Source organism: Photobacterium aphoticum (assembly GCF_001029435.1).
Taxonomy (GTDB): domain Bacteria; phylum Pseudomonadota; class Gammaproteobacteria; order Enterobacterales; family Vibrionaceae; genus Photobacterium; species Photobacterium aphoticum.
In genome coordinates this window covers 19,013-43,260 of sequence record NZ_LDOV01000045.1, presented here as the reverse complement: position 1 = coordinate 43,260, position 24,248 = coordinate 19,013, and the positions used below count along the sequence as shown (strand labels likewise).

General features: G+C 53.0%; 22 protein-coding genes and 4 tRNA genes. 15 read left to right on the top strand and 11 right to left on the bottom strand.

Annotated elements, in window-relative coordinates:
- Positions 1–52 precede the first annotated feature (52 nt).
- The 5 genes from ABT58_RS21425 (at position 53) to ABT58_RS21405 (ending at position 2,010) form a co-directional block, all read left to right on the top strand.
- Positions 53–128: transfer RNA gene (locus ABT58_RS21425), tRNA-Thr, on the top strand.
- 61 nt (positions 129–189) lie between these two features.
- Positions 190–265: transfer RNA gene (locus ABT58_RS21420), tRNA-Phe, on the top strand.
- A gap of 44 nt (positions 266–309) precedes the next feature.
- Positions 310–385: transfer RNA gene (locus ABT58_RS21415), tRNA-Asn, on the top strand.
- A gap of 44 nt (positions 386–429) precedes the next feature.
- Positions 430–505: transfer RNA gene (locus tag ABT58_RS21410), tRNA-Thr, on the top strand.
- A 251-nt stretch (positions 506–756) separates the two neighbouring features.
- Positions 757–2,010 (top strand): cyclic di-GMP phosphodiesterase, encoded by a 1,254-nt coding sequence (locus ABT58_RS21405; RefSeq protein ID WP_047876478.1) that lies wholly within the window; start codon positions 757–759, stop codon positions 2,008–2,010.
- Positions 2,011–2,045: 35 nt separating this feature from the next.
- Here ABT58_RS21405 and mrcB read toward each other — a convergent pair whose 3' ends face one another.
- On the bottom strand, positions 2,046–4,478 hold the full coding sequence (mrcB, locus tag ABT58_RS21400; protein WP_047876484.1) for a penicillin-binding protein 1B: 2,433 nt from the start codon (positions 4,476–4,478) through the stop codon (positions 2,046–2,048).
- A 38-nt stretch (positions 4,479–4,516) separates the two neighbouring features.
- Positions 4,517–6,997 (bottom strand): ATP-dependent helicase HrpB, encoded by a 2,481-nt coding sequence (gene hrpB, locus ABT58_RS21395; RefSeq protein ID WP_047876477.1) that lies wholly within the window; start codon positions 6,995–6,997, stop codon positions 4,517–4,519.
- A 70-nt stretch (positions 6,998–7,067) separates the two neighbouring features.
- Here hrpB and thpR point away from each other — a divergent pair, with 70 nt between their 5' ends.
- From thpR to panC, 8 genes are all read left to right on the top strand, one after another.
- Positions 7,068–7,652, top strand: coding sequence for an RNA 2',3'-cyclic phosphodiesterase (gene thpR, locus ABT58_RS23565; RefSeq protein WP_053063164.1), 585 nt, complete (start codon positions 7,068–7,070; stop codon positions 7,650–7,652).
- Positions 7,653–7,734: 82 nt separating this feature from the next.
- The gene (gene sfsA / locus ABT58_RS21385; protein WP_047876476.1) at positions 7,735–8,439 is read left to right on the top strand and encodes a DNA/RNA nuclease SfsA; all 705 of its coding nucleotides are present in this window, start codon (positions 7,735–7,737) and stop codon (positions 8,437–8,439) included.
- A gap of 136 nt (positions 8,440–8,575) precedes the next feature.
- The gene (gene dksA / locus ABT58_RS21380) at positions 8,576–9,025 is read left to right on the top strand and encodes an RNA polymerase-binding protein DksA (protein WP_047876475.1); all 450 of its coding nucleotides are present in this window, start codon (positions 8,576–8,578) and stop codon (positions 9,023–9,025) included.
- Positions 9,026–9,099: 74 nt separating this feature from the next.
- A complete protein-coding gene (gluQRS, locus tag ABT58_RS21375; protein WP_047876474.1) occupies positions 9,100–9,984 on the top strand; it encodes a tRNA glutamyl-Q(34) synthetase GluQRS in 885 nt (294 codons plus the stop codon).
- A 55-nt stretch (positions 9,985–10,039) separates the two neighbouring features.
- Positions 10,040–11,461 carry a polynucleotide adenylyltransferase PcnB gene (gene pcnB / locus ABT58_RS21370; protein WP_082211203.1) on the top strand — a complete coding sequence of 474 codons (1,422 nt, stop codon included), beginning with the start codon at positions 10,040–10,042 and terminating at the stop codon, positions 11,459–11,461.
- Positions 11,458–11,943, top strand: a complete 486-nt coding sequence (gene folK / locus ABT58_RS21365; RefSeq protein WP_047876472.1) for a 2-amino-4-hydroxy-6-hydroxymethyldihydropteridine diphosphokinase — start codon at positions 11,458–11,460, stop codon at positions 11,941–11,943. The genes pcnB and folK overlap by 4 nt, the downstream gene beginning before the upstream one ends.
- A gap of 28 nt (positions 11,944–11,971) precedes the next feature.
- The gene (panB, locus tag ABT58_RS21360) at positions 11,972–12,766 is read left to right on the top strand and encodes a 3-methyl-2-oxobutanoate hydroxymethyltransferase (RefSeq protein WP_047876471.1); all 795 of its coding nucleotides are present in this window, start codon (positions 11,972–11,974) and stop codon (positions 12,764–12,766) included.
- Between the two features lie 9 nt (positions 12,767–12,775).
- Positions 12,776–13,657 (top strand): pantoate--beta-alanine ligase, encoded by an 882-nt coding sequence (gene panC / locus ABT58_RS21355; protein ID WP_047876470.1) that lies wholly within the window; start codon positions 12,776–12,778, stop codon positions 13,655–13,657.
- 78 nt (positions 13,658–13,735) lie between these two features.
- On the opposite strand, the gene ABT58_RS21350 is transcribed toward panC, so the two are convergent.
- Together ABT58_RS21350 and ABT58_RS21345 are read right to left on the bottom strand one after the other, a co-directional pair.
- A complete protein-coding gene (locus ABT58_RS21350; RefSeq protein WP_047876469.1) occupies positions 13,736–14,506 on the bottom strand; it encodes an ABC transporter permease in 771 nt (256 codons plus the stop codon).
- Positions 14,503–15,507 carry an ABC transporter ATP-binding protein gene (locus ABT58_RS21345; RefSeq protein ID WP_082211202.1) on the bottom strand — a complete coding sequence of 335 codons (1,005 nt, stop codon included), beginning with the start codon at positions 15,505–15,507 and terminating at the stop codon, positions 14,503–14,505. Before ABT58_RS21345 ends, ABT58_RS21350 begins: the two co-directional genes overlap by 4 nt.
- A gap of 217 nt (positions 15,508–15,724) precedes the next feature.
- Here ABT58_RS21345 and can point away from each other — a divergent pair, with 217 nt between their 5' ends.
- Positions 15,725–16,387: a carbonate dehydratase gene (gene can / locus ABT58_RS21340; protein WP_047876481.1), complete on the top strand. Its 663-nt coding sequence runs from the start codon at positions 15,725–15,727 to the stop codon at positions 16,385–16,387.
- A gap of 98 nt (positions 16,388–16,485) precedes the next feature.
- Here the strand turns inward: can and hpt are convergent, their stop codons facing one another.
- Positions 16,486–17,019 carry a hypoxanthine phosphoribosyltransferase gene (gene hpt, locus ABT58_RS21335; protein WP_047876468.1) on the bottom strand — a complete coding sequence of 178 codons (534 nt, stop codon included), beginning with the start codon at positions 17,017–17,019 and terminating at the stop codon, positions 16,486–16,488.
- A 224-nt stretch (positions 17,020–17,243) separates the two neighbouring features.
- On the opposite strand from hpt, the gene ABT58_RS21330 reads away from it, so the two are divergent.
- Positions 17,244–17,834: a TetR/AcrR family transcriptional regulator gene (locus tag ABT58_RS21330; protein ID WP_047876467.1), complete on the top strand. Its 591-nt coding sequence runs from the start codon at positions 17,244–17,246 to the stop codon at positions 17,832–17,834.
- A gap of 104 nt (positions 17,835–17,938) precedes the next feature.
- Here ABT58_RS21330 and ABT58_RS21325 read toward each other — a convergent pair whose 3' ends face one another.
- From ABT58_RS21325 to ABT58_RS21300, 6 genes are all read right to left on the bottom strand, one after another.
- Positions 17,939–18,994 (bottom strand): ABC transporter ATP-binding protein, encoded by a 1,056-nt coding sequence (locus tag ABT58_RS21325; protein WP_047876466.1) that lies wholly within the window; start codon positions 18,992–18,994, stop codon positions 17,939–17,941.
- On the bottom strand, positions 18,994–20,622 hold the full coding sequence (locus ABT58_RS21320) for an ABC transporter permease (protein WP_047876480.1): 1,629 nt from the start codon (positions 20,620–20,622) through the stop codon (positions 18,994–18,996). The genes ABT58_RS21325 and ABT58_RS21320 overlap by 1 nt, the downstream gene beginning before the upstream one ends.
- Positions 20,623–20,803: 181 nt before the next feature.
- Positions 20,804–21,817, bottom strand: a complete 1,014-nt coding sequence (locus ABT58_RS21315; protein WP_047876465.1) for a Fe(3+) ABC transporter substrate-binding protein — start codon at positions 21,815–21,817, stop codon at positions 20,804–20,806.
- Between the two features lie 166 nt (positions 21,818–21,983).
- Positions 21,984–23,213, bottom strand: a complete 1,230-nt coding sequence (locus tag ABT58_RS21310; protein ID WP_047876464.1) for an ammonium transporter — start codon at positions 23,211–23,213, stop codon at positions 21,984–21,986.
- 24 nt (positions 23,214–23,237) lie between these two features.
- Positions 23,238–23,576 (bottom strand): P-II family nitrogen regulator, encoded by a 339-nt coding sequence (locus ABT58_RS21305; RefSeq protein WP_047876463.1) that lies wholly within the window; start codon positions 23,574–23,576, stop codon positions 23,238–23,240.
- A gap of 213 nt (positions 23,577–23,789) precedes the next feature.
- Positions 23,790–24,158 (bottom strand): YacL family protein, encoded by a 369-nt coding sequence (locus ABT58_RS21300; protein ID WP_047876462.1) that lies wholly within the window; start codon positions 24,156–24,158, stop codon positions 23,790–23,792.
- Between the last annotated feature and the right edge of the window lie 90 nt (positions 24,159–24,248).

The window sequence follows — 24,248 nt, the reverse complement described above, 5'->3', positions numbered from 1 at the left end:
GAGCCAATTCAGTGTTGAGCCTTCGGGTTTAAGACTAAAAAAGATATAGTGTGCCGACTTAGCTCAGTAGGTAGAGCAACTGACTTGTAATCAGTAGGTCACCAGTTCGACTCCGGTAGTCGGCACCATCTTTTAGCAAAGCGTTGTGAAAACAACATTTGCAAAAGTCAGTCTTCGGACTGCACTTTTGCCTCGATAGCTCAGTCGGTAGAGCAGAGGATTGAAAATCCTCGTGTCGGTGGTTCGATTCCGCCTCGAGGCACCATATTTCATCTACAACGACTTGTCGTGATAGATAAAAAGTACAATTCCCCCTTAGTTCAGTCGGTAGAACGGCGGACTGTTAATCCGTATGTCGCAAGTTCAAGTCTTGCAGGGGGAGCCACTTTCGTTTTAAGTCCTTGGACTTAAAATAATAAAAATAAATTTGCCGACTTAGCTCAGTAGGTAGAGCAACTGACTTGTAATCAGTAGGTCACCAGTTCGATTCCGGTAGTCGGCACCATTTTTGAAACCTCATCTTTGATGAGGTTTTTTTTTGCCTGCCATTCAATATGTGACATCAGTCCCATATTCAGGCAAACGCCATCATTGTGTTAATCACAAAAATGCGGTGAGATCGATAACCCTGATCATCATGGTGTGATGTTCAGTACGGTGTATATATTCGCCCTCCCCGCACGGCGATAGCAACGCAGAGGCCACTCTGCCAAATGGATTTTCACTACTCGACGCAAATAGGTTGCGCTGATACTCATGGCCATCAAACTTTCAATTGAGCGCTTAACCGAAGGCTTATACATCAAGCTCCCCCTGCAATGGACGGATCACCCTTTCCTGCTCAATCACTTCAAAATTAAAGATCAGCAACAAATTCGCCTGATCAAAAACCTCGGTATCAAATACGTTTACCTGATCCCCGAAAAAAGTGATACCCAGCCCCTGGCCCCAGAAACGCCGCAAGACGAGATTTCCGAACAGGAAAGCCGCTTCCTGGAAGCACAGGCCGAAAAGCTCTGGCAAGAGAAGCAAGGCCGTATTACCCGTCTGAAAAACTACAAACGCAAACTACAAAGCTGCGAAAAGAACTTCAGCCGCTCTATGGCCCAGCTGCGCTCGATCATGGGGAAAGTGAAAAGCCGCCCGGTCACCGCTGTCAAAGAAGCCGAAATGCTGGTGGAAGAAATGGTGGATGCGTTGCTGGAGTCCGACAACGTGGCACTGCACCTGATGAACGACAACAAAGAGCATGAGGACATCTACTGCCACTCGCTCAATGTCACCATCATGTCGATGATGCTGGCGCGCTCGTGCGGCATGCAACAGGAAGAGATCAAAGCCATTGCGCTGGGGGCCTTGTTCCATGACATGGGCAAGCTCAAAGTGCCGACGGCCATTTTGCGTAAGACCACACCGCTGACAGAGCCAGAACTGAACTACCTCAAGCTGCACACCAAATACAGTGAGGATTTGGCGAACCTGACCACGGACTTCCCCAGCCTAGCTAAGCCGATTTTGACCCAGCACCACGAACTGCTGGACGGCAGTGGTTATCCGAAACAGCTCAAAGGGGACGAAATCGATCTCAAGGCGCAGTTAGTGGCGGTGGTGAACAGCTACGATAATCTCTGTCACCCGCAGGATCCGGCGAAAGCCCGTATTCCTTACAGTGCCCTCTCGCACCTGTTTAAAAACCGTCGGGAGCAGTACAACAATGATTATCTGGCCCTGCTGATCCGTCTGTTAGGCGTGTACCCGCCCGGCAGTGTGGTGCAGCTTTCTAACCAACAACTGGGACTGGTGATTTCTGTTAATGCGGACAACCTGCTTCAGCCCAATGTGTTGCTCTATGATCCGAGCGTACCGTCCAACGAGGCGCCGATCATCGAACTGGACGAAAGCAACCTGCGCATTGAGCAGGCCATTGCGCCCAGTAAGCTGCCCGAGAAGGTGTATACCTACCTCAACCCGCGAATTCGCATCTCGTACTATTTTGAAAAAGATGACTAAAAAAAAGCACGCCTCCTTTGGCGTGCTTTTTCGTCTTACCAGCTGAACATGTCTTTGATCCACTTCGCTGGTTTATTGCTGTCACAGAAGGCCTCTACGTCGCCGTCTTTATCCCACAGCGGTAACGAGTACTTACCGGCACAATCGCGCGATAAGGTGCCATCAGGCCGCTGAGAGAACTTGGCGGTAGTCAGCTTACTTGGCCAACCTAATGTCAGCGGCTCAGGCTGACGCCCTTTCATGTAATCGCTGTACACACGCAACGCACCGGATGAACCGGTCAGGTTGACCGAGGTATTGTCATCGCGTCCCATCCACACCGTCACCACTTCGCGACCGTCAATACCGACATACCAGCTGTCTCGGGATTTGTCGGTAGTACCGGTTTTCCCCGCCAAAGCCGCCCAGCCAAACTGTGGCTGCAAGAAACGCGCAGTCCCTTGTGACACCACATTTTTCATGCCATAGGTCGTCAGCCAGGCAGCTTGCTCCGGCACAATTTGCGCGGCTTTCGGCATCCACTGGTACAGTAACTTCCCTTTCTGATCCACCACCGCACGCAGCGCGGTCAGCTCGGCTTTGCGGCCACCACTGGCCACCGACTGGAACATCTGCGTCACCTGATACGGTGTCAGGGTAAAGGAGCCCAGCAAAATGGAAGGTAGCTTCGGCACTTCATTGCGATCCACACCCAGCTCTACCAGGGTATCAATCACGTTGTTCAGGCCTACCGCCATCCCCAGATTGACCGTCGGCACGTTCAGCGATTTCGCCAGCGCGTAATACAACGGCACTTCGCCCCGGAACTTACGATCGTAGTTACGCGGCTGCCAGCTGGTACCGTTACTGCTGCGCATGGCAATCGGCTTATCTTCCAGCGTACTGGCCAGCGTAAACTGATCCGGATGGCGTAACGCCGCCAGATACACCGCCGGTTTCACCAACGAGCCAATCTGTCGGCTAGCATCCAGCGCACGGTTAAAACCGGCAAAGCCCGGTTGGCTGCCACCGATCATGGCGCGGATCTCACCGGTCTGGCGATCAGCGGCCACCAGCGCGGTTTCCACATCGCCACCGCCCGCTTTCTTGCTCAGCAACGGCACCATGTGGCGCACGGCACGTTCGGCTTCCTGCTGCGACAACGGATCCAAGGTACTGAACACGCGTAAACCCACACCCGGCGTGAAGTTGTCACCCACCCGCTGTTTCAGTTCACGCTGCAACTGCTGGAAGTATGCCGGCTGGCGACTGGCAATCATCGGCTTGGCCTGAATATCTAACGGACGCGACGCCGCTTGCTCGTACTGGGCACCATCGAGGATCTTGTTATCCATCATCATGCGCAGCACCAAGTCACGACGCTGACGGGCTCGCTCAGGGTTGCGCCACGGGTTGTAGTAAGACGGGCCTTTGGCCATCGCTACCAGCAACGCCTGCTGATCAATACGCAGCTCCTGCAACGGACGGCCGAAGTACAAACGCGCCCCGAGTGCAAAACCGTGCACTTCCTTACCGCCGTTCTGTCCCAGATAGATCTCATTGAGATACGCTTCCAAGATCCGATCTTTGCTGTAGCGATAATCAATGATCACCGCGATATAGGCTTCTCGCACCTTACGCCACAGCGAACGCTCACGGCTCAGGAAGATATTTTTCGCCAGCTGTTGGGTCAGGGTACTGCCGCCCTGTACCGTACGACCGGCTTTCAGGTTCACCAGCATGGCACGCACAATCGCCAGCGGTGACACGCCATCATGGTGGTAGAAGTCGCGGTCTTCGGTCACCAGTAAAGCATCCACCAGCACTTCAGGGAACTGCTCGCGTGGCATGAACAGGCGCTGCTCGTGATCGCCGGTACCGAGCATCCCCAGCATCTTCGGCTCAATACGCACGTAGCCCAGCTGGCGCTTGGTACCCACTTCCCGAATGCTTTGCAGGGTATTATCCGCAAACGTCAGCATCACATGGCGCGCACCTTCTGGCCCGTCTTCAAACTCAAACGGACGACGGATCAGCTCAATGCGTGTGGACGAAGAGGAATACTCGCCGTTACGCTGCGGACTGCGTACCTTATGGTATTGCAGCAAATCTAACTCTCGGCGCACTTCACTGAGCGAGATCGCCTGCCCCGGCTGCAAGGTCAGCACGCGGCCATACACCACCGCAGGCAGGTTCCATAACTGACCGTCAAAGCGATCGCGTACCACTTTATCCAAGTAAATACCGACCACCAGCAACACCGCCAGCAACGCAATCGTGACTTTCAGGCCAAATCCCATCAGCCATTTCAGCCATGGCGGCACGCGCCCCTGATTGGCTGCGGGCGTTTTTTTTCGGCTGCGTGATGCCGGCTTCTTACGCGGTTTGGCTGCGGGCTTGTCGCCGCTGGCCGCCGGGCTTTTTCGACGCCGGGTTGGCTTTTTCGCCTCATCCTTGCCGGCCGCCGGCTTCTTCGGTGCCGGGGCCATGTGGCGCATTGGCCATGTTTTCATTTTCATCACTTTATCTACATGTATTTTTTCGTTTTACGCGTCGGTGCATGGTTGGCAGGATCATCCGGCCAAGGGTGCTTGGGATAGCGCCCCTTCATTTCTTTTTGCACGTCACGGTATGAGCCCTGCCAGAATGTCGCCAAATCACGGGTGATTTGTAACGGGCGCTGCGCCGGAGACAGCAGCTCCAGCACCACAGCAACCCGCCCGTTGGCGATCATCGGCGAGCTTTTTTCCCCAAACATTTCCTGCAGCTTCACCGCCAGTACCGGATGTTGCCCTTCCTGATAGCGAATGGCATAGCGCGATCCGGTCGGCACGTCATAATGGGTCGGTAACGCGGCATCCAGTGCCTGCTTCGTCTCCCACCCTAAACGGGCTTCCAGCGCGGCAAAGAGATCCAATTTTTCGATGGCTTTGAGGGTTTTCATGCCCGTCATGTACGGCAACAACCAACTGTCGGCATCGGCCAGTAAGCTGGCCTCATCCATGGCCGGTAACGCCATGTCCGGCAACCACTCAGCCGCACAGCGCGCGCGTACCAGCAGGTTCTCTGCCGCTGGCGTCCAGGGCAACACATTCAGCCCTTTGCGCACAATGGCATTGAGCAGGGCTTCGCTGGCTTTGGCCGGATCCGGCTCTGCCATTGGGCTGCGTTCGAGCACTAACTTACCACAGCACAGCTGTTTTTCGGCCGTCAGACGGCCTTTCTTGTCGTCCCAATCCAGCCATTCCCGCTCACAGAACAACGCCGGCAAGGCCTGCTGTAAGCTGCCGACATCCGCCGTGACCGCAGTGAAAATACGGCTGTCACCCTGACGGGTTTTCACCACATCCGCCACCACTAGCAGATCCGCATCCGCGAGTGGCTCATCCGGCAATAAGCTGGCCCCTTGCCCGTTGGCCAGTTGATAACGGCCATCCCGACCACGAGAAAGCGCAATGCGATCTGGAAAACCTGCTGCCATCACCGGTGCAATCCACTCACTGGCAACACGTAGCGCAGTACCGCCCGCCCCCAATTTATGTAAATGCTGATTCGCCCGCTGCACATACCCCGCACTGCGCGGTAACTTGCCGCTTTCCAGCAGGTTCAGCTGAAAATGCAGATCCGGGTTTTGCATCCCCCGTGGCGGCTCTTCCAACAACGCCACCAACATCGCCGCTGTCGCCATCGCAGCCTTTCCGTGACGCTGCGCCATCAACAACATGGTCGCATGGCGCGGATCGGCCCCCAGCGCGTGTAAGGCCACACCCTGCTCGGTCAATTGATAACGGCTGTCCATCGCGCCCAAGGCTTGCAGCAACGCGCGCGATTGCGTCATGGCCACCGCAGGCGGCACATCCAGCCAGCGTAAATCCGTCACCTCGGCACAGCCCCATTGCGCCAGTTCCATCGCCAATGTGGTGAGATCGGCCCGCAGCATTTCCGGCTGAGGCGTTGCAGGTTGGCGGGCCAGTTGCTCTTCACTGTATAAACGTAAACAGATCCCCGGCTCCAAACGCCCCGCACGACCGGCCCGCTGCTCCGCCGACGAGCGGGCAATGCGCACCGATTCTAATCGGCTGATCCCGGTTTTCGCATCCCACTGGGCAATACGCTCCAGACCGCAATCCACCACAAGACGAATGCCTTCGATGGTTAAACTGGTTTCCGCAATGTTCGTCGCCAGTACCACTTTGCGCTGTCCGGCGGGTGCCGGTGCAATGGCTTGCTGCTGTTGCTGGGCTGATAACTGGCCGTACAACGGGCTGATCAGCACATCGCGGGCCAAACCGTCCTGTGCTAACCCGTCACTCAACCGCTCGGCGACACGACGAATTTCACCGGCGCCCGGCAAAAACACCAACATCGAGCCACTTTCACTGGCCAGCAAGCTGCGAATGGCTTTGGTCACGGTTTCTATCATGTCCACGCCCTCCGCCACACGCTGGTAGCGGTGCGCCACAGGGAAACAGCGTCCTTCGGAAGCGATGTACGCCGCATCCGGCAATAACGCCGTTAACGCCGCATCATCCAAGGTGGCCGACATCACCAGAATTTTCAGATCGTCACGCAGTGCTTCTTGCACCTCCAGCGCCAACGCTAAAGCCGTATCGGCATGCAAACTGCGCTCATGGAATTCATCAAAGATCAGCAAGCCAATACCCGACAATTCAGGATCCTGCTGCAACATGCGGGTCATCACCCCTTCGGTGACCACTTCCAGCCGCGTCTTGGCACTGGTTTTGCTCTCGCCTCGCATACGCAAGCCAATGGTCTCTCCCACTTTTTCACCCAGCTGCGCCGCCAGGTACTGGGCGATATTGCGCGCGGCCAATCGGCGTGGCTCCAGCATCACAATTTTGCCGTCAATACTGCCCTCTTGCAGGATAGATAAAGGCAGATAAGTGGATTTACCGGCCCCGGGCGGGGCTTTGAGGATCAGTTGTGCATGCGCGTCTAAAGCCGCAAGCAACGGGGTCATAACGTCTTGGATAGGCAGCTGTGACAATGGGAACACCTTGTGTCATATTCAAACTTAGCGCCACTATTGTATACCCAAGCCGCCACAGATAACCGCTATGACCATGAAAAAGACGACGAAAAAGCAACGCCTGTTCTTTGCCTTAGCGCCCCAGCAACCGGCTGACAGCGTCACGGCCCTGCATCAACTGACGTGCCAGATCGACCAGGCCGTCCCCATTGACAACCTGCATGTCACGCTGGCCTTTCTCGGCATGGTGACACCCGCGCAAACCGAGGCCATTGTGCAAGCCATCGATAACCACCCGCCCACTGGCGCTTTCTCGGCCACGTTCAACACACTGGGCTATTGGCGGCGCAGCAAGGTCTTGTGGCTGGGGTGTCCGCAACCGCCCGCGCCGTTGCAGGATCTGGTGGATCACCTCTATACGGTGTTAGCACCGTGCGGCATCGTGCGTGAGCCCCGCCCTTACGCGCCGCATATCACGCTGGCCAAAGCCATTAAACAACGTCCGACCGCGCTCTTAGACACACTGACTCCGCCTTCGCTGACCTTTCACTTTCCGGCCTTTGGCTTGTATATTTCCACCACTGAGCACGCTCAACTACCTTCTCAACCTCATGCTCAGCATTCCGTTCAGTCCGGCGTGCGCTACCGCTGCCTGGCTCAGTGGTTACTGTGAACACTGTGATACCGTCCACACGGCAAAGTGAACAATGGGCCGCTACCGTGCGTATCCACAACAACGTATAAAAAGGAACGACATGAAATTTTCCCCTGCGCTGCAATCGGCAACGTTAATCAAACGCTACAAGCGTTTTCTGGCCGATGTGACCTTGCCTGATGGCACAGTGACAACATTGCACTGCGCCAATACCGGCGCCATGACAGGCTGCGCCACGCCGGGCAACACCGTGTGGTATTCCACCTCTGATAACCCGAAGCGTAAATACCCGTGCAGCTGGGAGCTGAGTGAAACGCCCGACGGCGACATGATTTGTGTCAACACCGCGCAGGCCAACCGTTTGGTGGTCGAAGCCATTAATAACGGTGTCGTGAAAGAGCTTGAGGGCTACAGCACCCTGCGCACGGAAGTGAAGTATGGCAGCGAAAACAGCAGGATAGACGTGCTACTGCAAGCAGACGACCGTCCTGACTGCTATATTGAAGTCAAGAGCGTCACCCTGTTGCAAAACGGACAAGGCTTTTTCCCGGATGCGGTCACAACCCGGGGACAAAAACACCTGCGCGAGCTAGCAGAGGTGGCACAAAGCGGTAAGCGTGCCATACTTTTTTTCGCCATTTTGCATTCGGGCATTGAAAAGGTTTCTGTCGCACACCATATAGACCCGGACTATTTTTCATTAATCCAACAGGCAGAAAGGGCTGGCGTAGAGATCCTTTGTTACAAGGCGGTATTACACCCAAATGAGCTCTACCTCGAAGACTGCATAAATTTCAATCAGTAAACACCGCAAAGTGATGCTTTCTTCACATTGGGATAAAATTGAAGATATGCAGCAATTGCCACGTTAAACCCTTTCTGCTATAGATACCGCCCAATTTTGACCAGTGACGGTTATTAGGTATATTAGGAGATGCTATATGCCAGAGAGCAACGTTAAAAAATCGCTAGGCATCCTGGCTATTGCTGGGGTTGAACCTTACCAGGAAAAGGCCGGCGAAGAATATATGGGTGAAGCTCAGCTAGAGCACTTCCGTAAGATTCTAAGCGCTTGGCGCAACCAATTACGTGAAGAAGTCGATCGTACTGTAAACCACATGCAAGACGAAGCGGCAAACTTCCCGGATCCTGTCGACCGTGCGGCACAGGAAGAAGAGTTCAGCCTAGAATTACGTAACCGCGATCGTGAACGTAAGCTAATCAAGAAAATCGAGAAGACCCTTACGCGTATTGAAGAGGACGACTTCGGTTTCTGTGATTCTTGCGGTATCGAAATCGGTATCCGTCGTTTGGAAGCACGTCCAACAGCTGATCTGTGTATCGACTGTAAAACGCTAGCTGAAATCAAAGAAAAACAGATGGCAGGCTAGTACGCTACGTACTTTCGCACCACTGTCTTTAAAGAGGGAGCAACTGCTCCCTTTTTCGTTTCTGGTGATCCCTTATGACGACATCCACACACTATATTGGCCGTTTTGCGCCATCACCATCCGGCCCGCTCCATTTTGGCTCACTGGTCGCCGCATTAGGCAGCTACCTGCAAGCCCGCGCTCAAGGCGGCACCTGGATCGTTCGCATGGAAGATCTTGATCCACCTCGCGAAATGCCCGGCGCGGCGGATGATATCCTGCGTACCCTGGAGGCCTACGGGCTGCACTGGGACGGCGGCGTGATGTACCAAAGTCACCGCCATGATGCCTATCATGCCCAAATAGATGCGTGGTTGGCCAACCAACAGGCCTATTACTGCCAATGCAGCCGTAAACAGATCAAAGAAGCCGGTGGATTCTACCCGGGCACTTGTCGTGATCGCCACCTGCCGGCCACTGACAGCGCTATTCGCCTGAAAGTGGATCAGCCGGTCACACGCTTTGTGGATCAGTTACATGGAACGATGCATATTCCGGCCGCACTGGCGGCAGAGGATTTCATCATTCGCCGTCGTGATGGCCTGTTCGCATATAATTTAGCTGTCGTGCTGGATGATATTGAACAAGGGATCACAGAGGTGGTCCGGGGGGCTGATTTGATCGAGCCAACCGGACGCCAAATTGGGCTTTACCGCCTGCTCGGCCACCCTGAAGTCAGCTATTTACACCTGCCTCTGGCAGTGACCGAAAACGGCAATAAGCTCTCAAAACAAAACCATGCACCCGCGATTGATAAAGCCAACCCCAACCCGGCATTGATCGCCGCGCTGCGTTTTTTAGGCCAGCAACCGCCGGCTGATTTGGCCGCATCATCCACAGCAGAAATCCTGCGCTGGGCAACCGAACATTGGCAGCTTTCCAAGGTGCCAAATACGACCGCCATTACGCTAGGATTCTAAATTGTCTTGCCGTGATATATGATATGCGGCTGTTTGTTGAATCCGAACCACATAAATGAGGTGTATTATCTTTAATCGAGTAGCCAGCTTTTGCCGTAAGGTATTGAATCGCGATAATAGTAGTACGCTCGACACCGAGGAACTCGCCTTGCAAGTTTATCAGCGCCAAGAGCACGGTATTTCACGTAAAGATATCAGCGAGAATGCGCTGAAGGTTCTTTACCGTCTGAATAAAGCCGGTTTTGATGCCTACCTGGTCGGTGGGGGTGTTCGCGATCTCCTTCTGGACAAACAACCTAAAGACTTCGATATTGCCACCAACGCGACGCCGGAAGAAATTAAACACCTTTTCCGTAACTGCCGCCTGATTGGCCGCCGTTTCCGCCTTGCCCATATTCTGTTCGGTCGTGATGTGATTGAAGTGGCGACCTTCCGAGGCCACCATGCGGATGGCACCCCGAACCTGAGCGATAAAAAGCAGGTTGCGGCACAGAATCAGGAAGGCATGCTGCTGCGTGACAATGTCTACGGTACCATTGAAGAAGATGCCGAGCGCCGTGATTTCACCATCAATGCGCTGTACTACAGCATCAAAGACTTTACGGTCAGCGACTTTGTTAACGGGGTCGAAGATCTCGACAACCGTATTATCCGCTTGATTGGCGATCCGGAAACGCGTTACCGCGAAGATCCGGTCCGCATGCTGCGTGCGATCCGTTTCGCGGCCAAGTTGGACATGGGCATTGAAGAGAAAACCGCCGCGCCTATCGTGAAACTGTCAACGCTACTGCAAGACATTCCGGCCGCGCGTCTGTTTGAAGAAAGCCTGAAGCTGCTGCAGTCAGGTAATGGCCTGGCCACTTACAAACTGCTGCGTGAGTACAACCTGTTCCAACAGTTGTTCCCTCTGCTGTCTGAACACTTCACCGAAGATCAGAACAGCCAGACCGAGCAAATGATCGAGCACATCCTGAGTGCCACCGATAAGCGTCTGGCAGAAGATAAGCGCGTCAATCCGGCGTTTATGTTTGCGGCAATGCTGTGGTACCCAATGGTGACCCGCGCCGAAGAGATCGCGTTTGCCAGCGGCCTGTCTTACTATGACGCGTTCATGGTGGCCTCTAACGACATTCTGGATGAGCAGGTGAAAACCATTGCCATCCCTCGCCGTTTCACCACCACCGTACGTGATATCTGGCAACAGCAAATGCGCTTTAGCCGCCGTACCGGTAAGCGTGCCTTTAAGATGATGGAACACCCGAAATTCCGTGCTGCGTTTGATTTCCTGGAAATGCGTGGCCAGTTTGAAGGGGATGACATCGCCGAGTTGGCACACTGGTGGGATCAATTCCAGCGTGGTGACCGCAATCAGCGCAACAAGATGGTGTTGCAAATCAATGAGGGCGACAAATCCGGCAGCAACCGCCGTCGCCGCCGTCCGCAACGCCGCAAGAAGCCACAGGCGAAATCTTCATGATCCGCGCCTACATTGCGATAGGCAGTAACCTGAGCGATCCTGTCGCTCAGGCTAACCGCGCCATTGAGGCATTGAAACAGCACCCGGACGTCAACGTGGTGGCGGTTTCTTCCCTCTACAGCAGTACCCCGATGGGTCCACAGGACCAACCTGACTACATCAATGCTGTGGTGGCTGTTGACACAGAGCTGGCACCGCTGGCCCTGCTTGACTGCACCCAGTCAATCGAACAAGCACAAGGTCGAGTACGCAAGGATGAACGCTGGGGGCCTCGCACACTGGATCTCGACATTGTCCTGTATGGCGATCTCGAGCACCACTGCGACCGCCTGACCGTGCCGCATTACGGCATGAAAGTGCGTGAGTTCGTGCTGTACCCGCTTGCAGAAATTGCCCCTGAATTGGTGCTGCCTGATCACACTGCCCTGCAAACACTGCTGGCACAGGTAGACCGCAACGGACTGGCCATCTGGTCCCAGTAACCCGTTTTCAGGGCTAAAGGGAGATAACATGAAAAAAATCACGATTAACGACCTGATGAAATGGAAGCAAGAGGGTCGTAAGTTTGCTTCTGTCACCGCCTATGACGCCAGCTTTGCCCAACTGTTTGAACAACAGGAAGTGCCTGTGCTGCTGGTCGGTGATTCACTGGGTATGGTACTGCAAGGCAAACCCGACACGCTGCCTGTCAGTGTGGACGATATTGCCTATCACACCCGCTGTGTTCGCGCCGGTAGCCCGAACGCCTTATTGATGGCTGACATGCCATTTATGAGTTACAGCACCCCAGAGCAAGCGTGTGAGAATGCCGCCACCCTGATGCGTGCGGGGGCGAACATGGTGAAATTAGAAGGGGGTGCCTGGCTTGCCGACACCGTCACCATGCTGACCCAACGCGCTGTACCGGTGTGTGCGCACTTGGGGCTTACCCCACAGTCCGTCAATATTTTCGGCGGCTATAAAGTGCAAGGACGTGACTCCGACCACGCTGAGCAGATGGTAAAAGATGCTATTCTGCTCAAAAATGCCGGGGCACAAATCATTTTGCTGGAGTGTGTGCCTGCCAGCTTAGCGGAACGCATTACCAAAGCGGTCGAAGTCCCGGTGATCGGGATTGGTGCCGGTAATGCCACCGATGGTCAAATCCTTGTTATGCACGATATGTTTGGGATCTCCGCCAACTATATTCCACGTTTCTCCAAAAACTATTTGGCCGAAACGGGCGAGATGCGCGCAGCTGTTACCCAATACCTAGAAGATGTTGCGGCCGGGACCTTCCCTGGCCCAGAACATACCTTTGAATAAGGAATAAAAATGCAAACATTCGCTGAGATTGCCCCTATCCGAGAACAAGTCCGCACCTGGCGCCGTGAAGGCCGCCGCATTGCGTTCGTTCCCACCATGGGCAACCTGCATGAAGGCCACTTGACGCTAGTGCGTAAAGCACGTGAGCATGCCGATGTGGTCGTGGTCAGCATTTTTGTTAACCCAATGCAGTTCGATAAAGCCGATGATCTGAACAATTATCCTCGCACGCTTGAGGATGATTTGGCCAAGCTAAACAGCGAAGGCGTGGATCTGGTCTTTACCCCGACACCTGACATTATGTATCCCGAGGGACTGGATCGTCAGACGTTTGTCGAAGTACCTGGACTTTCTAACATGCTGGAAGGGGCGTTGCGCCCAAGCCACTTCCGCGGCGTATCTACGGTTGTGACGAAGCTGTTCAACATCGTTCAGCCGGACGTAGCCTGTTTTGGTGAGAAAGACTACCAGCAGCTTGCGCTGTTGCGTCAGATGACCCTCGACATGGCGATGGACATTGAGATTGTCGGTGTACCAACCGTCCGTGAATTAGATGGCCTGGCCATGAGTTCACGCAACGGTTACCTGACGGTAGACGAGCGCCAGCGTGCACCCGTATTGGCACGCACCATGCGCTGGATCAGCAGCCAAATGCGCGGTGGCCGCAACGATTACGCGGAAATCGTGGTCGATGCGAACGATCAACTGCGTGCCGCAGGCCTGCAACCTGACGAAATCTACATCCGTGATGCAGTGACCCTGCAGCCTGTGGGTGAAGAGACACAGCAAGCGGTGATCCTGATGTCGGCGTTCTTGGGTAAAGCCCGCTTGATCGACAACCAAGTGGTTGAGCTGAACAACTCATCATCGGCTCACGCCAGCGAAGAGTGATCGCTCCCCAACCGCCCATAAAAAATCCCGGTCTCGTCCGGGATTTTTTATACCTGTCATTCATCGACTTATGCCGCACTAGGCGCGCAAGCCGATACCGCGAGAAATCAACACATAGGCCAGTGCATACAGCAAAGTGATAAACACGCCGATCACCGCAAACGCCGTCCCAATCCCCACGTCCGACACGCCCAAAAAGCCATAGCGAAACGCATTGACCATATACACAATCGGATTGAGCTTAGACACCCCCTGCCAGAATTCAGGCAGTAAATTCAGCGAATAAAACACCCCGCCCAGGTACGTCAGTGGCGTCAGCACAAAGGTCGGAATAATACTGATATCATCAAAAGTTTTGGCAAACACCGCATTGATCAACCCGCCCAGAGCAAACACGGTGGACGTTAAGATCACCGTGGCGATCACTACGCCCAAATGGGTCACCTGCAAATCCACAAAAAACAGGGAGACCAAAGTAACGATGCACCCGACGCCTACCCCGCGCAGCACCCCACCCCCGACATAACCGGCAATAATGATGGTATTGGGCACCGGCGCGACCAGCAGCTCTTCAATATTATGCTGGAACTTGGCACTGAAAAACGACGAGGCCACATTGGAATAGGAATTGGTGATCACGGACATCATGATCAGCCCCGGCACAATGTAGGCCATGTAGCTAAAGCCGCCCATGTCGCCGATCCGGCTGCCGATCAAGTTGCCGAAAATGATGAAGTACAAGGTCATGGTAATGGCCGGCGGCACCATGGTCTGCACCCAAATCCGAGCAAAGCGGTGCACTTCTTTGGTGATCAGGCTCTTAAAGGCAATCCAATATAACCGGTTCATGATCGCGCTCCTTTGGTGTCATCATCCTTAACCTCACTATCGGTATCTATCTCGCTCGTCCCCTTCTCACTCACACTGTTCGCATTGGTGCTGGTTTCATTCGCCACCAAGGCCACAAACAACTCCTCCAGACGGTTGGCTTTGTTACGCATCGACAGCACCTCAATGCCTTGCGCGCTCAACAGACCAAAGGCGCGGTTGAGCCCCTCGCCTTTGGGGATATCGATTTCCAGCGTGTGGTTGTCCGGTAAACGCCAGATCAGATCCGGCAGATCCGGCTTCCGGCCATGCAGTTGTACATCCAGAATGAAAGTTTCGACTTCCAGTTTACCCAGCAAGGCTTTCATCGAGGTGTGCTCAATCAGCTCACCGTGGTTAATGATACCGATATTGCGGCACAGCATTTCCGCCTCTTCCAGATAATGGGTGGTCAGAATAATGGTGACACCTTGGCGGTTGATCTCGCGTAAAAACGCCCACATCGAGCGGCGCAGCTCAATATCGACCCCGGCAGTCGGCTCATCCAAAATCAACAAACGCGGTTCATGCATCAAGGCTCGGGCAATCATCAGACGGCGCTTCATCCCGCCCGATAAGTTACGTGCCCGCTCATGGCGCTTTCCCCACAAATCCAGCTGTGACAGGTACTTCTGCGCGCGCTGTTTGGCGACAGCCCGCTCCACCCCGTAATAACCGGCCTGATTAATCACGATTTGCTCTACCGTCTCAAACTGGTTGAAATTGAACTCCTGCGGCACGAGACCGAGCTGACGTTTGGCCTCAACCTTTTGACTATCCAAGTCATACCCAAACACTTTTACCTCACCAGCGGTCTTATTCACCAGCGAACTGATAATGCCGATGGTGGTCGATTTCCCCGCCCCGTTAGGCCCGAGCAAGGCGAAGAAATCCCCCTCATTAACACACAGACACATATTTTTCAGTGCATTAACGCCATTTTTATAAGTTTTATTTAAATTTTTTATTTCCAATGCGTTCATAAAATGCGATCTTAATGTTAGGAAATGTGATCGGAGCAACTACTCCGATTTGCTATGTGAGCAGTTTGTGTATAGTGAAGCCGGTTTTTATATCTGCACGTATTGCAGGCAGTACGAGTAGATATAGAAATTGATCACGCCGCACGCGGATTTTCTCGGCACAGTGTCGATTCTTTACGCGTTACGGTATATGAATGTATCAAACAAAGGCATCATCATGGCAGATATTGAAAAGCTCTTCGCAAATAACCTTTCATGGTCTGAAAACATCAAGGAAGAAACGCCTGAATTCTTTACTCACCTCGCAAAAGCCCAGCGTCCGGAATACCTCTGGATTGGCTGTGCGGACAGTCGTGTACCGGCAGAGCGTCTGACCGGCCTCGATTCCGGTGAGTTGTTTGTTCACCGTAACGTGGCAAACCAAGTGATCCACACCGATTTGAACTGTTTATCTGTGGTGCAATACGCCGTGGATGTGCTGAAAGTACGCCATATCATTGTGTGTGGACACTATGGCTGTGGTGGTGTAACGGCGGCGATTGAGAACCCGCAACTGGGTCTGATCAATAACTGGCTGCTGCACATTCGTGATCTGTACATGAAGCACCGTTCTGATCTGGGGCAACTGCCACGAGAAGAATGGGATAACAAACTGTGTGAAATCAACGTCGCCAGTCAGGTGTATAACCTGGGCAACTCCACCATTATGCAGCAAGCGTGGGAGCGCGGTCAGAAGGTGAAGATCCACGGCTGGATTTACGGGATTGATAACGGTGTGCTGCAAGATCTGGGTGTGACGGCCACCAGCCGTGAGTCACTGGAAGTGGCGTATCAGGCTGCGATGGCGCAAATCCTGCCACACAGCAAACATAACCTGTAAACCCTGACGTGGGTTGGCACGCAATAGGCACCAACCACCTCACAGAGACAAAAAAAAGCGACGGTCATCGTCGCTTTTTTTATACATCAAACGCTGAATTAGCCTTCGATTGGTACCACTTTACCGATGTAAGGCAGGTGGCGGTATTTCTGTGCGTAGTCGATACCCACACCTACCACGAACTCATCCGGAATCGCAAAACCGACCCACTTCACGTCGACGTCGACTTCACGACGCTCTGGTTTGTCCAGCAGCGTACAGATGTTGATAGAGTTTGGTTCACGCAGTGACAGGATCTCACGCACTTTGCTCAGGGTGTTACCGGTATCGATGATGTCTTCCACCAGCAATACGTCTTTACCTTTAATGTCATCATCCAAGTCTTTCAGGATGCGCACATCACGGCTACTTTGCATGGTGTTGCCATAGCTTGATGCAGTCATGAAGTCTACTTCATGAGGAAGCTCAATCGCACGAGCCAAATCTGCCATGAATACAAACGATCCACGTAACAGGCCGACCATGACCAAGTTCTCTGAACCTTTATAGTACTCAGTGATTTGCTTTCCTAATTCATTTACGCGTGCCTGAACATCCTGCTCAGAAATCATTACTTCAATGGTATGTTTCATCTTTATCTCCATCAGTACGACTGCACCAGTCGCCTGTCGGCTAGCGGTCAAACGGAACCTTATTCTACCATCCCTTCCAAGTAATAGTTATTTTATCGAACCTGTCAACCATATGACACACATTGATTAAAACTCAATTGAATACGATTTATTGCTCCTGTAGAGTGATGCCAGAGAACAAATCATAATCAGAATAATTATTTTCGAGCTAGGGAATCAACGACATGGATACGATCGTAAAAAAAACAAGGACGCGCCTTTCTCCGGAAAAACGGAAAGAACAATTGCTGAGTTTTGCCATGGATGTCTTTGCGCGCCGTGGTATTGGCCGCGCCGGTCATGCTGATATTGCAGATATGGCGGGTGTGTCTGTCGCGACGGTGTTCAATTATTTTCCCACCCGAGAAGCACTGGTTGAAGAAGTCCTAGCGCAAGTTGATCAACACTTTAAAGAAATGTTGAGTGAATCACTCGATAATGATCAAGCGTTTAAGTCACAACTCAGCCATATTTGCTACCGCTTGATTGATGAAGTCATTGAGCAACAAGACTGGGTGAAAGTGTGGTTTGAATGGAGTACGTCGGTACGCGACGAGATTTGGCCACAATTTGTCAGCAACAACCAACACAACTTCAGCTTTATTGCGGAGAAGTTTGTTGCGGCAAACCTACAAGGTGAACTGTCCCCCAAAGAGCGCGCCTGGCAGTTCCAGGGATTATGTTACGTGCTGTACCTGCAAACCAACATCACGCCGAACCGTGAAGAGATGCAAATACAAGCCGATCTACATCTTGATGCACTATTGGCGAAATAAATTGTCGATATGTCATGATTCAGGCCAGCGGGAATGCTGGCCTTTTTTATGTCCTGCGTATGCGATAGGTAGGGAATGATCGCGTGCAGCGCACGATACGCCGCCTAGCTGGCGGAGGCAAACACCACCGGCTCGTGAGGCTCCACGGCCACCTTCACCCGCTCCCCTTCCTGCAGCACCAAGTGCGAGTTCACCAGCAAGCTATGGCCTTGATAGTCAACCGTGTAGCGACAGCTGTCTCCCATAAAGAGCACATCGGTGATCACGGCGTCCCCGTCGGCATCAGGCGTCACACGCAGGTTTTGCGGACGCAGCAGCCATTCCACATTGCCCTGCGTCGCCGTCGATGTGGACGTTAACGCTTGCTCGGCATTCACCGCAATCGGACCAAACGGCGTGGCCAGCGTGCGGTTGTGTTCCAGCGTCGCAGGCAAATACGACCCTGTCCCCAAGAACTCCGCCACAAAACGGCTGCTTGGCTGGTAATACAATTCGGTAGCCGTGCCAAATTGCTCAATCACCCCGTTGTTCATCACCGCCATGCGATCGGCAAACGCGAACGCTTCTTCACGGCTGTGGGTCACGAAAATCGCTGTCACCCCCTGCTTTTTGAAGATACGGCGGATCTCCTTGATCAGGGCGTGACGCACTTGGGTGTCGATGTTGGAAAACGGCTCATCGAGCAAAATCAGATCCGGCTCACCGGCCAGCGCACGGGCAATGGCCACACGCTGTTGTTGCCCGCCAGACAGTTGATGCGGGTAACGCGCATCCAGCCCGACCAAATGCACCAACTCCAACATTTCTTGGGTTTTAGCCTGTGCCTTGGCTTTGGGCCAGTCACGCAAACCAAACGCAATATTTTGCGCCACGGTTAAGTGGGGGAATAACGCGTAATCTTGGAAGATCATGCCGATATTGCGTTTTTCCGGCGGCAGCCAGACGTTGTCGCTGGCAATCACCCGATCACGGATGCGGATCTCCCCTTGCGTGAGCGGCAACAGGCCCGCAATGGCTTTCAGTAACGTGGTTTTACCGCATCCACTGGCGCCCAGCAGACAGACGATTTCATTGTCTTCCACCGGCAGCGACAAATTATTCAGTACTGCCTGCCCGTGGTATTGGCAGCTCAGCTGCGTAATCGATAATGCATGACTCATCAGTGGGTTTGCTCCAAAGAACGGTTAACCATGACCAGTGGGATCAGGCCAACAATCACCAATAGAATGGCCGGCAACGCGGCCAGCTCCAATTGCTCATCCGACGCGAAGTTAAACACATACGTCGCCAGCGTTTCAAAATTAAAAGGACGCAACAGCAAGGCCGCATTGAGCTCTTTCATCGACTCAATGAACACCAGCAAACCGGCGATCAGGCAGCCTCGACGGATCAACGGAAAATGCACGCGGCGTAACATCGGGAAGGCGGCAAAGCCCATGGTTTTTGACGCCATATCCAACGAAGGCGGAATTTTGGCTAAGCTGCTTTCCACGCTGCCAATCGCCACCGCCGCAAAGCGCACCACAAAGGCAAAGATCAGCGCAAACATGGTGCCCGACAAAATCAGTCCTGGACGTCCCCAGTCAAAGTGGATCATCACATCGTTGATAAGGTGATCCGCCTTGGTCAGCGGGATCATCACACCAATTGCCAACACTGTGCCCGGTACCGCATAGCCCAGCGAGGCCATACGCAGCGGCACCACACTCCGGTGACGGTAATCCAAACGGCGGTAGAAGTTCACCACCAAGGCCACCGTTACTGCCACCACCGCCGCCAGCAAGGACACCACCAAGCTGTTGAGGCTGTATTGTTCAAATTCCGGTGTCCAGCTCTCGGCAAAATAGTGCCACGCATAGTAAGACAGCTGTCCGAGCGGGAACAAAAAGGCCGCCGCCACTAATCCCCAGCACCAGCCCAGTGCCAGCCATTTTTTGGCGCCGGTTAAGACGTAACGCATGTCATCGCCATGCTCAAATTCACGCTGAAACAATTTTTGCTTACGGCGACTGAAACGCTCGGCGCTGATCAAGACGAAGATCACCAACAGCATAATGGCGGAGATTTTAGCGGCAGCATTGAGGTTGGAATAGCCCAGCCAGGTGTCATACACCGCTGTGGTTAACGTGTTCACGGCAAAATAGCTGACGGTACCGAAATCGCCCAAGGTTTCCATCGCCACCAGCGACAAGCCGACCGCAATGGACGGACGCGCCAACGGCAACGAGATACGGCGGAAGCTGTCCCATGGCGAACAACGCAGCAAACGAGCCGATTGCAGCAGGCTGGCACTTTGCTCCATAAACGCGGCGCGCGCGAGCAGATACACATACGGGTACAGCACCAAGGCCAACACGATGCAGGCGCCGCCTAACGAACGGATCGACGGGAACCAGTAGTCATGCACGCTTTGCCAGCCAAACACATCACGCAGGAAAATTTGCACCGGGCCGGCATAATCAAACCAGTCGGTATAGATATACCCGATGATATAGCCCGGCATCGCCAACGGCAGCACCAAAGACCATTGCAACACGCGCTCACCGGGGATCCGGCACATCGCCATGATCCACGCTGACGGTACGCCAAACAGCAGCGCCAGTAACAAGGTGCCGCACACCAGCAACACCGTATTGAGGGTATAGGTGGCCATCACGGTTTGCATCAAATGGGCAAACACGCTGTCCGTCTGGCCAATGGCCGTATGGAAAATGGCCAAGATCGGCAAAACCAGCAGCAGGGAGAACCCCCAACCGCTGGTTTGCCAGAAGGTGAACTTTTCTTTCATGGCTAACAACTTTGTACCTTTTGCCATCACACAACCACCGTACACACAGTGGAGACAACGTTATTCTCTCGACGAAGTCGCCGTACAACGGGACCCGCTCACGAGGAAACTACCACACATTATTGGAAAAAGGACGCCACTAAAGCATAAATGGGGCGAAACGCCCCATTTTTATGTGTTATTACAGATCAAACTTCACTTCATCAAGCAGCTTAATCGCCGCGTTGTGGTACTGCGCCAACTTGTCCAGTGACACATCATCCGCCGTGAAATCACCCCATGATGCGACCAGATCCGAGCGCTTCACGCCTGGTTTCACCGGGTATTCGTAGTTCACTTCTGCGTACATTTGCTGTGCGGTGGTGCCCGTCAGAAACTCCATCAATTTCTGTGCATTGGCTTTGTTCGGCGCGTATTTCGCCATCGCCATACCACTTACGTTCACGTGTGTGCCGTGGGCTTTTTGCCCAGGGAAATCAATATAAACCGACTCCGCCCACGCTTTTTGCTTGTCATCGTTAACCATCTTGCCTAGGTAGTAGCTGTTACCAATGGCTAAGTCACACAGGCCTTCTTTCACGGCTTTCACCTGTGCACGGTCATTACCTTGTGGCTTACGCGCTAGGTTCGACTTCAGGCCTTCCAGCCAGGTTTTGGTTTCCGCTTCACCGTAGTGGGCGATCATCGCAGACACCAGAGAAACGTTGTACGGGTGCTTGCCTGAGCGCGTACAGATCTTGCCTTTCCACTCAGGTTTAGCCAGATCCAGGTAATCAAAGTCTGCCGGCAGGTGGCCGATGCGATCACGGGATGAGTACACGTTACGCGCACGCAATGTCAGCGCGAACCACTCATCTTCATTGTCACGGTACTGTGCCGGTACGTTTTCATCAATGATTTTGCTGTCAACCGGTTGCACCAGTTGCTTGTCAGACAGTTCCACCAAACGGCTGATGTCTGTTGTTAGGATCACGTCTGCCGGGCTGTATTTCCCTTCTTGCTGTAGCTTTTCTGCCAAACCTTTTTTGGCGAACTTCACGTTCACTTTAATGCCGGTTTCGTCCGTGAACTCTTTGAACATCGGCTCAACCAAGAACGGTTGACGGTAAGAGTACACATTCACTTCTTCTGCCGCGATGGCCGCCTGTGGCGCCACTAAACCTGCAAGAATGGCCGATGCCAACAGCTTTTTCATTTGCTACCTTCCCTTTCCCTAAACGTAAAACTTAATGATAATAGTTATCAATATTGTTGTAATTATACTGTAGTCTTTGCGCAACACAATATGCAATAACAGTAAAAATAAAAAAACGCTGCCTTTCGGCAACGTTTTTTTGTTACTTTTTGTATACTTATGTCACTTATTTCACACTAACAAACTCCGGATAGGCATCGATACCACAGTCATGCAAATCCATCCCCGCCAGCTCTTCTTCTTCTGTCACACGGATACCAATGGTGTACTTCAACACCGCCCACACCGCTAAGCTTGCACCAAATACCCAAGCGAAAATCACACCGGCACCCAGTAACTGTGTCCCGAACGCCGCATCGGCATTGTTCAGTGGCACCACCATCAGGCCAAAGAAACCACATACACCGTGTACCGAAATTGCCCCTACCGGATCATCAATCTTAATTTTGTCCAAGCCCACAATGCTAAAGACAACCAGTGCCCCTGCAACCACACCGATGATCACGGCCGACAATGGCGATGGTGACAATGGGTCTGCGGTAATCGCCACAAGACCAGCCAGCGCACCGTTCAAGATCATGGTTAAATCCGCTTTCCCCCACGTGGTTTTACACACTGCCAGCGCAGCAATTGCCCCCGCTGCCGCCGCCGCATTGGTGTTCAGGAAGATTTGACCGACCGCCGTCGCGTTTTCAAAATCCGACACCATCAACTGCGAACCACCGTTAAACCCGAACCAACCAAACCACAGAATGAAGGTACCCAATGTCGCCAATGGCATGTTTGAACCCGGGATAGGATAAATCGCACCGTTTTTACCGTACTTACCTTTACGTGCACCCAGCAACAGCACCCCGGCTAACGCCGCCGCCGCACCGGCCATGTGTACAATCCCTGAGCCGGCAAAGTCACTGAAGCCCGCTTCTGCCAGGAAGCCACCGCCCCATGTCCAGTACCCTTCCATCGGATAGATAAAGGCCGTCAATACTACAGAGAACACCAGGAACGCCCATAGCTTCATACGCTCAGCCACCGCACCGGATACCACCGACATGGCCGTTGCCACAAACACCACCTGGAAGAAGAAGTCCGATTCCAGCGAGTGATCCGCGCCTTCGGCTTGCGAGCCAATCAGGGCGCCAATGGAAGGCAACCAACCGCCTTCGGTATTATCGACATACATGATGTTGTATCCGACCAGTAAGAAGGTGGTACACGCAATCGCGTACAGGCAAATATTTTTGGTCAGAATTTCCGTGGTGTTCTTTGAACGCACCAAACCCGCTTCCAGCATGGCGAAACCGGCGGCCATCCACATAACCAAGGCGCCTGAAATTAAAAAGAAAAAGGTGTCCAGCGCATAGCGCAACTCGGTCACAGTGGTTGCTAATTCCATAATATTGTCTCCTCTGTCCTTGGGTTAAAGGGCTTCTAGATCAGTTTCACCGGTACGGATCCGCACCGCATGCTCAAGATCGTAAACGAAGATTTTGCCGTCACCGATTTTGCCAGTTTGTGCCGCTTTACTGATGGCCTCAATCACGGCATCCATGTTGTCGGCTTGGGTGGCGATCTCCAGCTTCACTTTCGGGAGAAAGTCCACTTGGTATTCCGCCCCGCGATACAATTCGGTGTGCCCTTTCTGACGACCGAACCCTTTTACTTCCGACACTGTCATCCCTTCAATGCCGACGTCCGCCAATGCTTCACGAACATCATCTAACTTAAATGGTTTGATAATTGCGTTAATGATTTTCATTGCCTGCTCCTCTGTGAGAAATCCATCTCAATCTAAGTTAGTAATAAACAAGCAACGTGCCAACTTTTTAAACACTTACAATTCAGTAACTTAAAAAGATTCACAAACCAAAACGAAAAAAGGCCGCACCATGACAGTGCAGCCTTTTCACTAAATTAACGCAAATGCCCCTCCGGTGGGCACAAATGCAACTAATTCCCTATGAGTATACCTTTAAAAGCGGGTTACAAACGCGCGCCAGGCCTCAATCACCAACGCCAGATCTTCAAAGCCACACAGTGACATGGCTTCTTCATCATAAAAATCCATGTTGTCTTCTAATTCAGTATCGTCTTCAGAAAACAGGTAGTTAGCTTGAACCAAGGCTTCGTTATCTTGCAGGATCAAGGTGAGTTCATCCCCCACCCAGCGCCATTCTTGTGTGCTGTTTTTCAATGCACCAAGTTGGGTCACGACCTCATCCATGCGGGTAAAATCTTTGCCGACTTCTTCCACCAGCCAGCGGCCTAATGCTTCATGCCCCATTGAGAAGATGGCATGGTAAGTCCCATCAAGGGTGTTTTTCTTGAACTCGTAATCCATCGTTCGCCTCTGGTTTTCGCTCGGTGATCTTGATCCCGATGATGGTAAACTAAAAAGAAGGCGTCTCTTATTGTCACGCCCTCCGTGCCG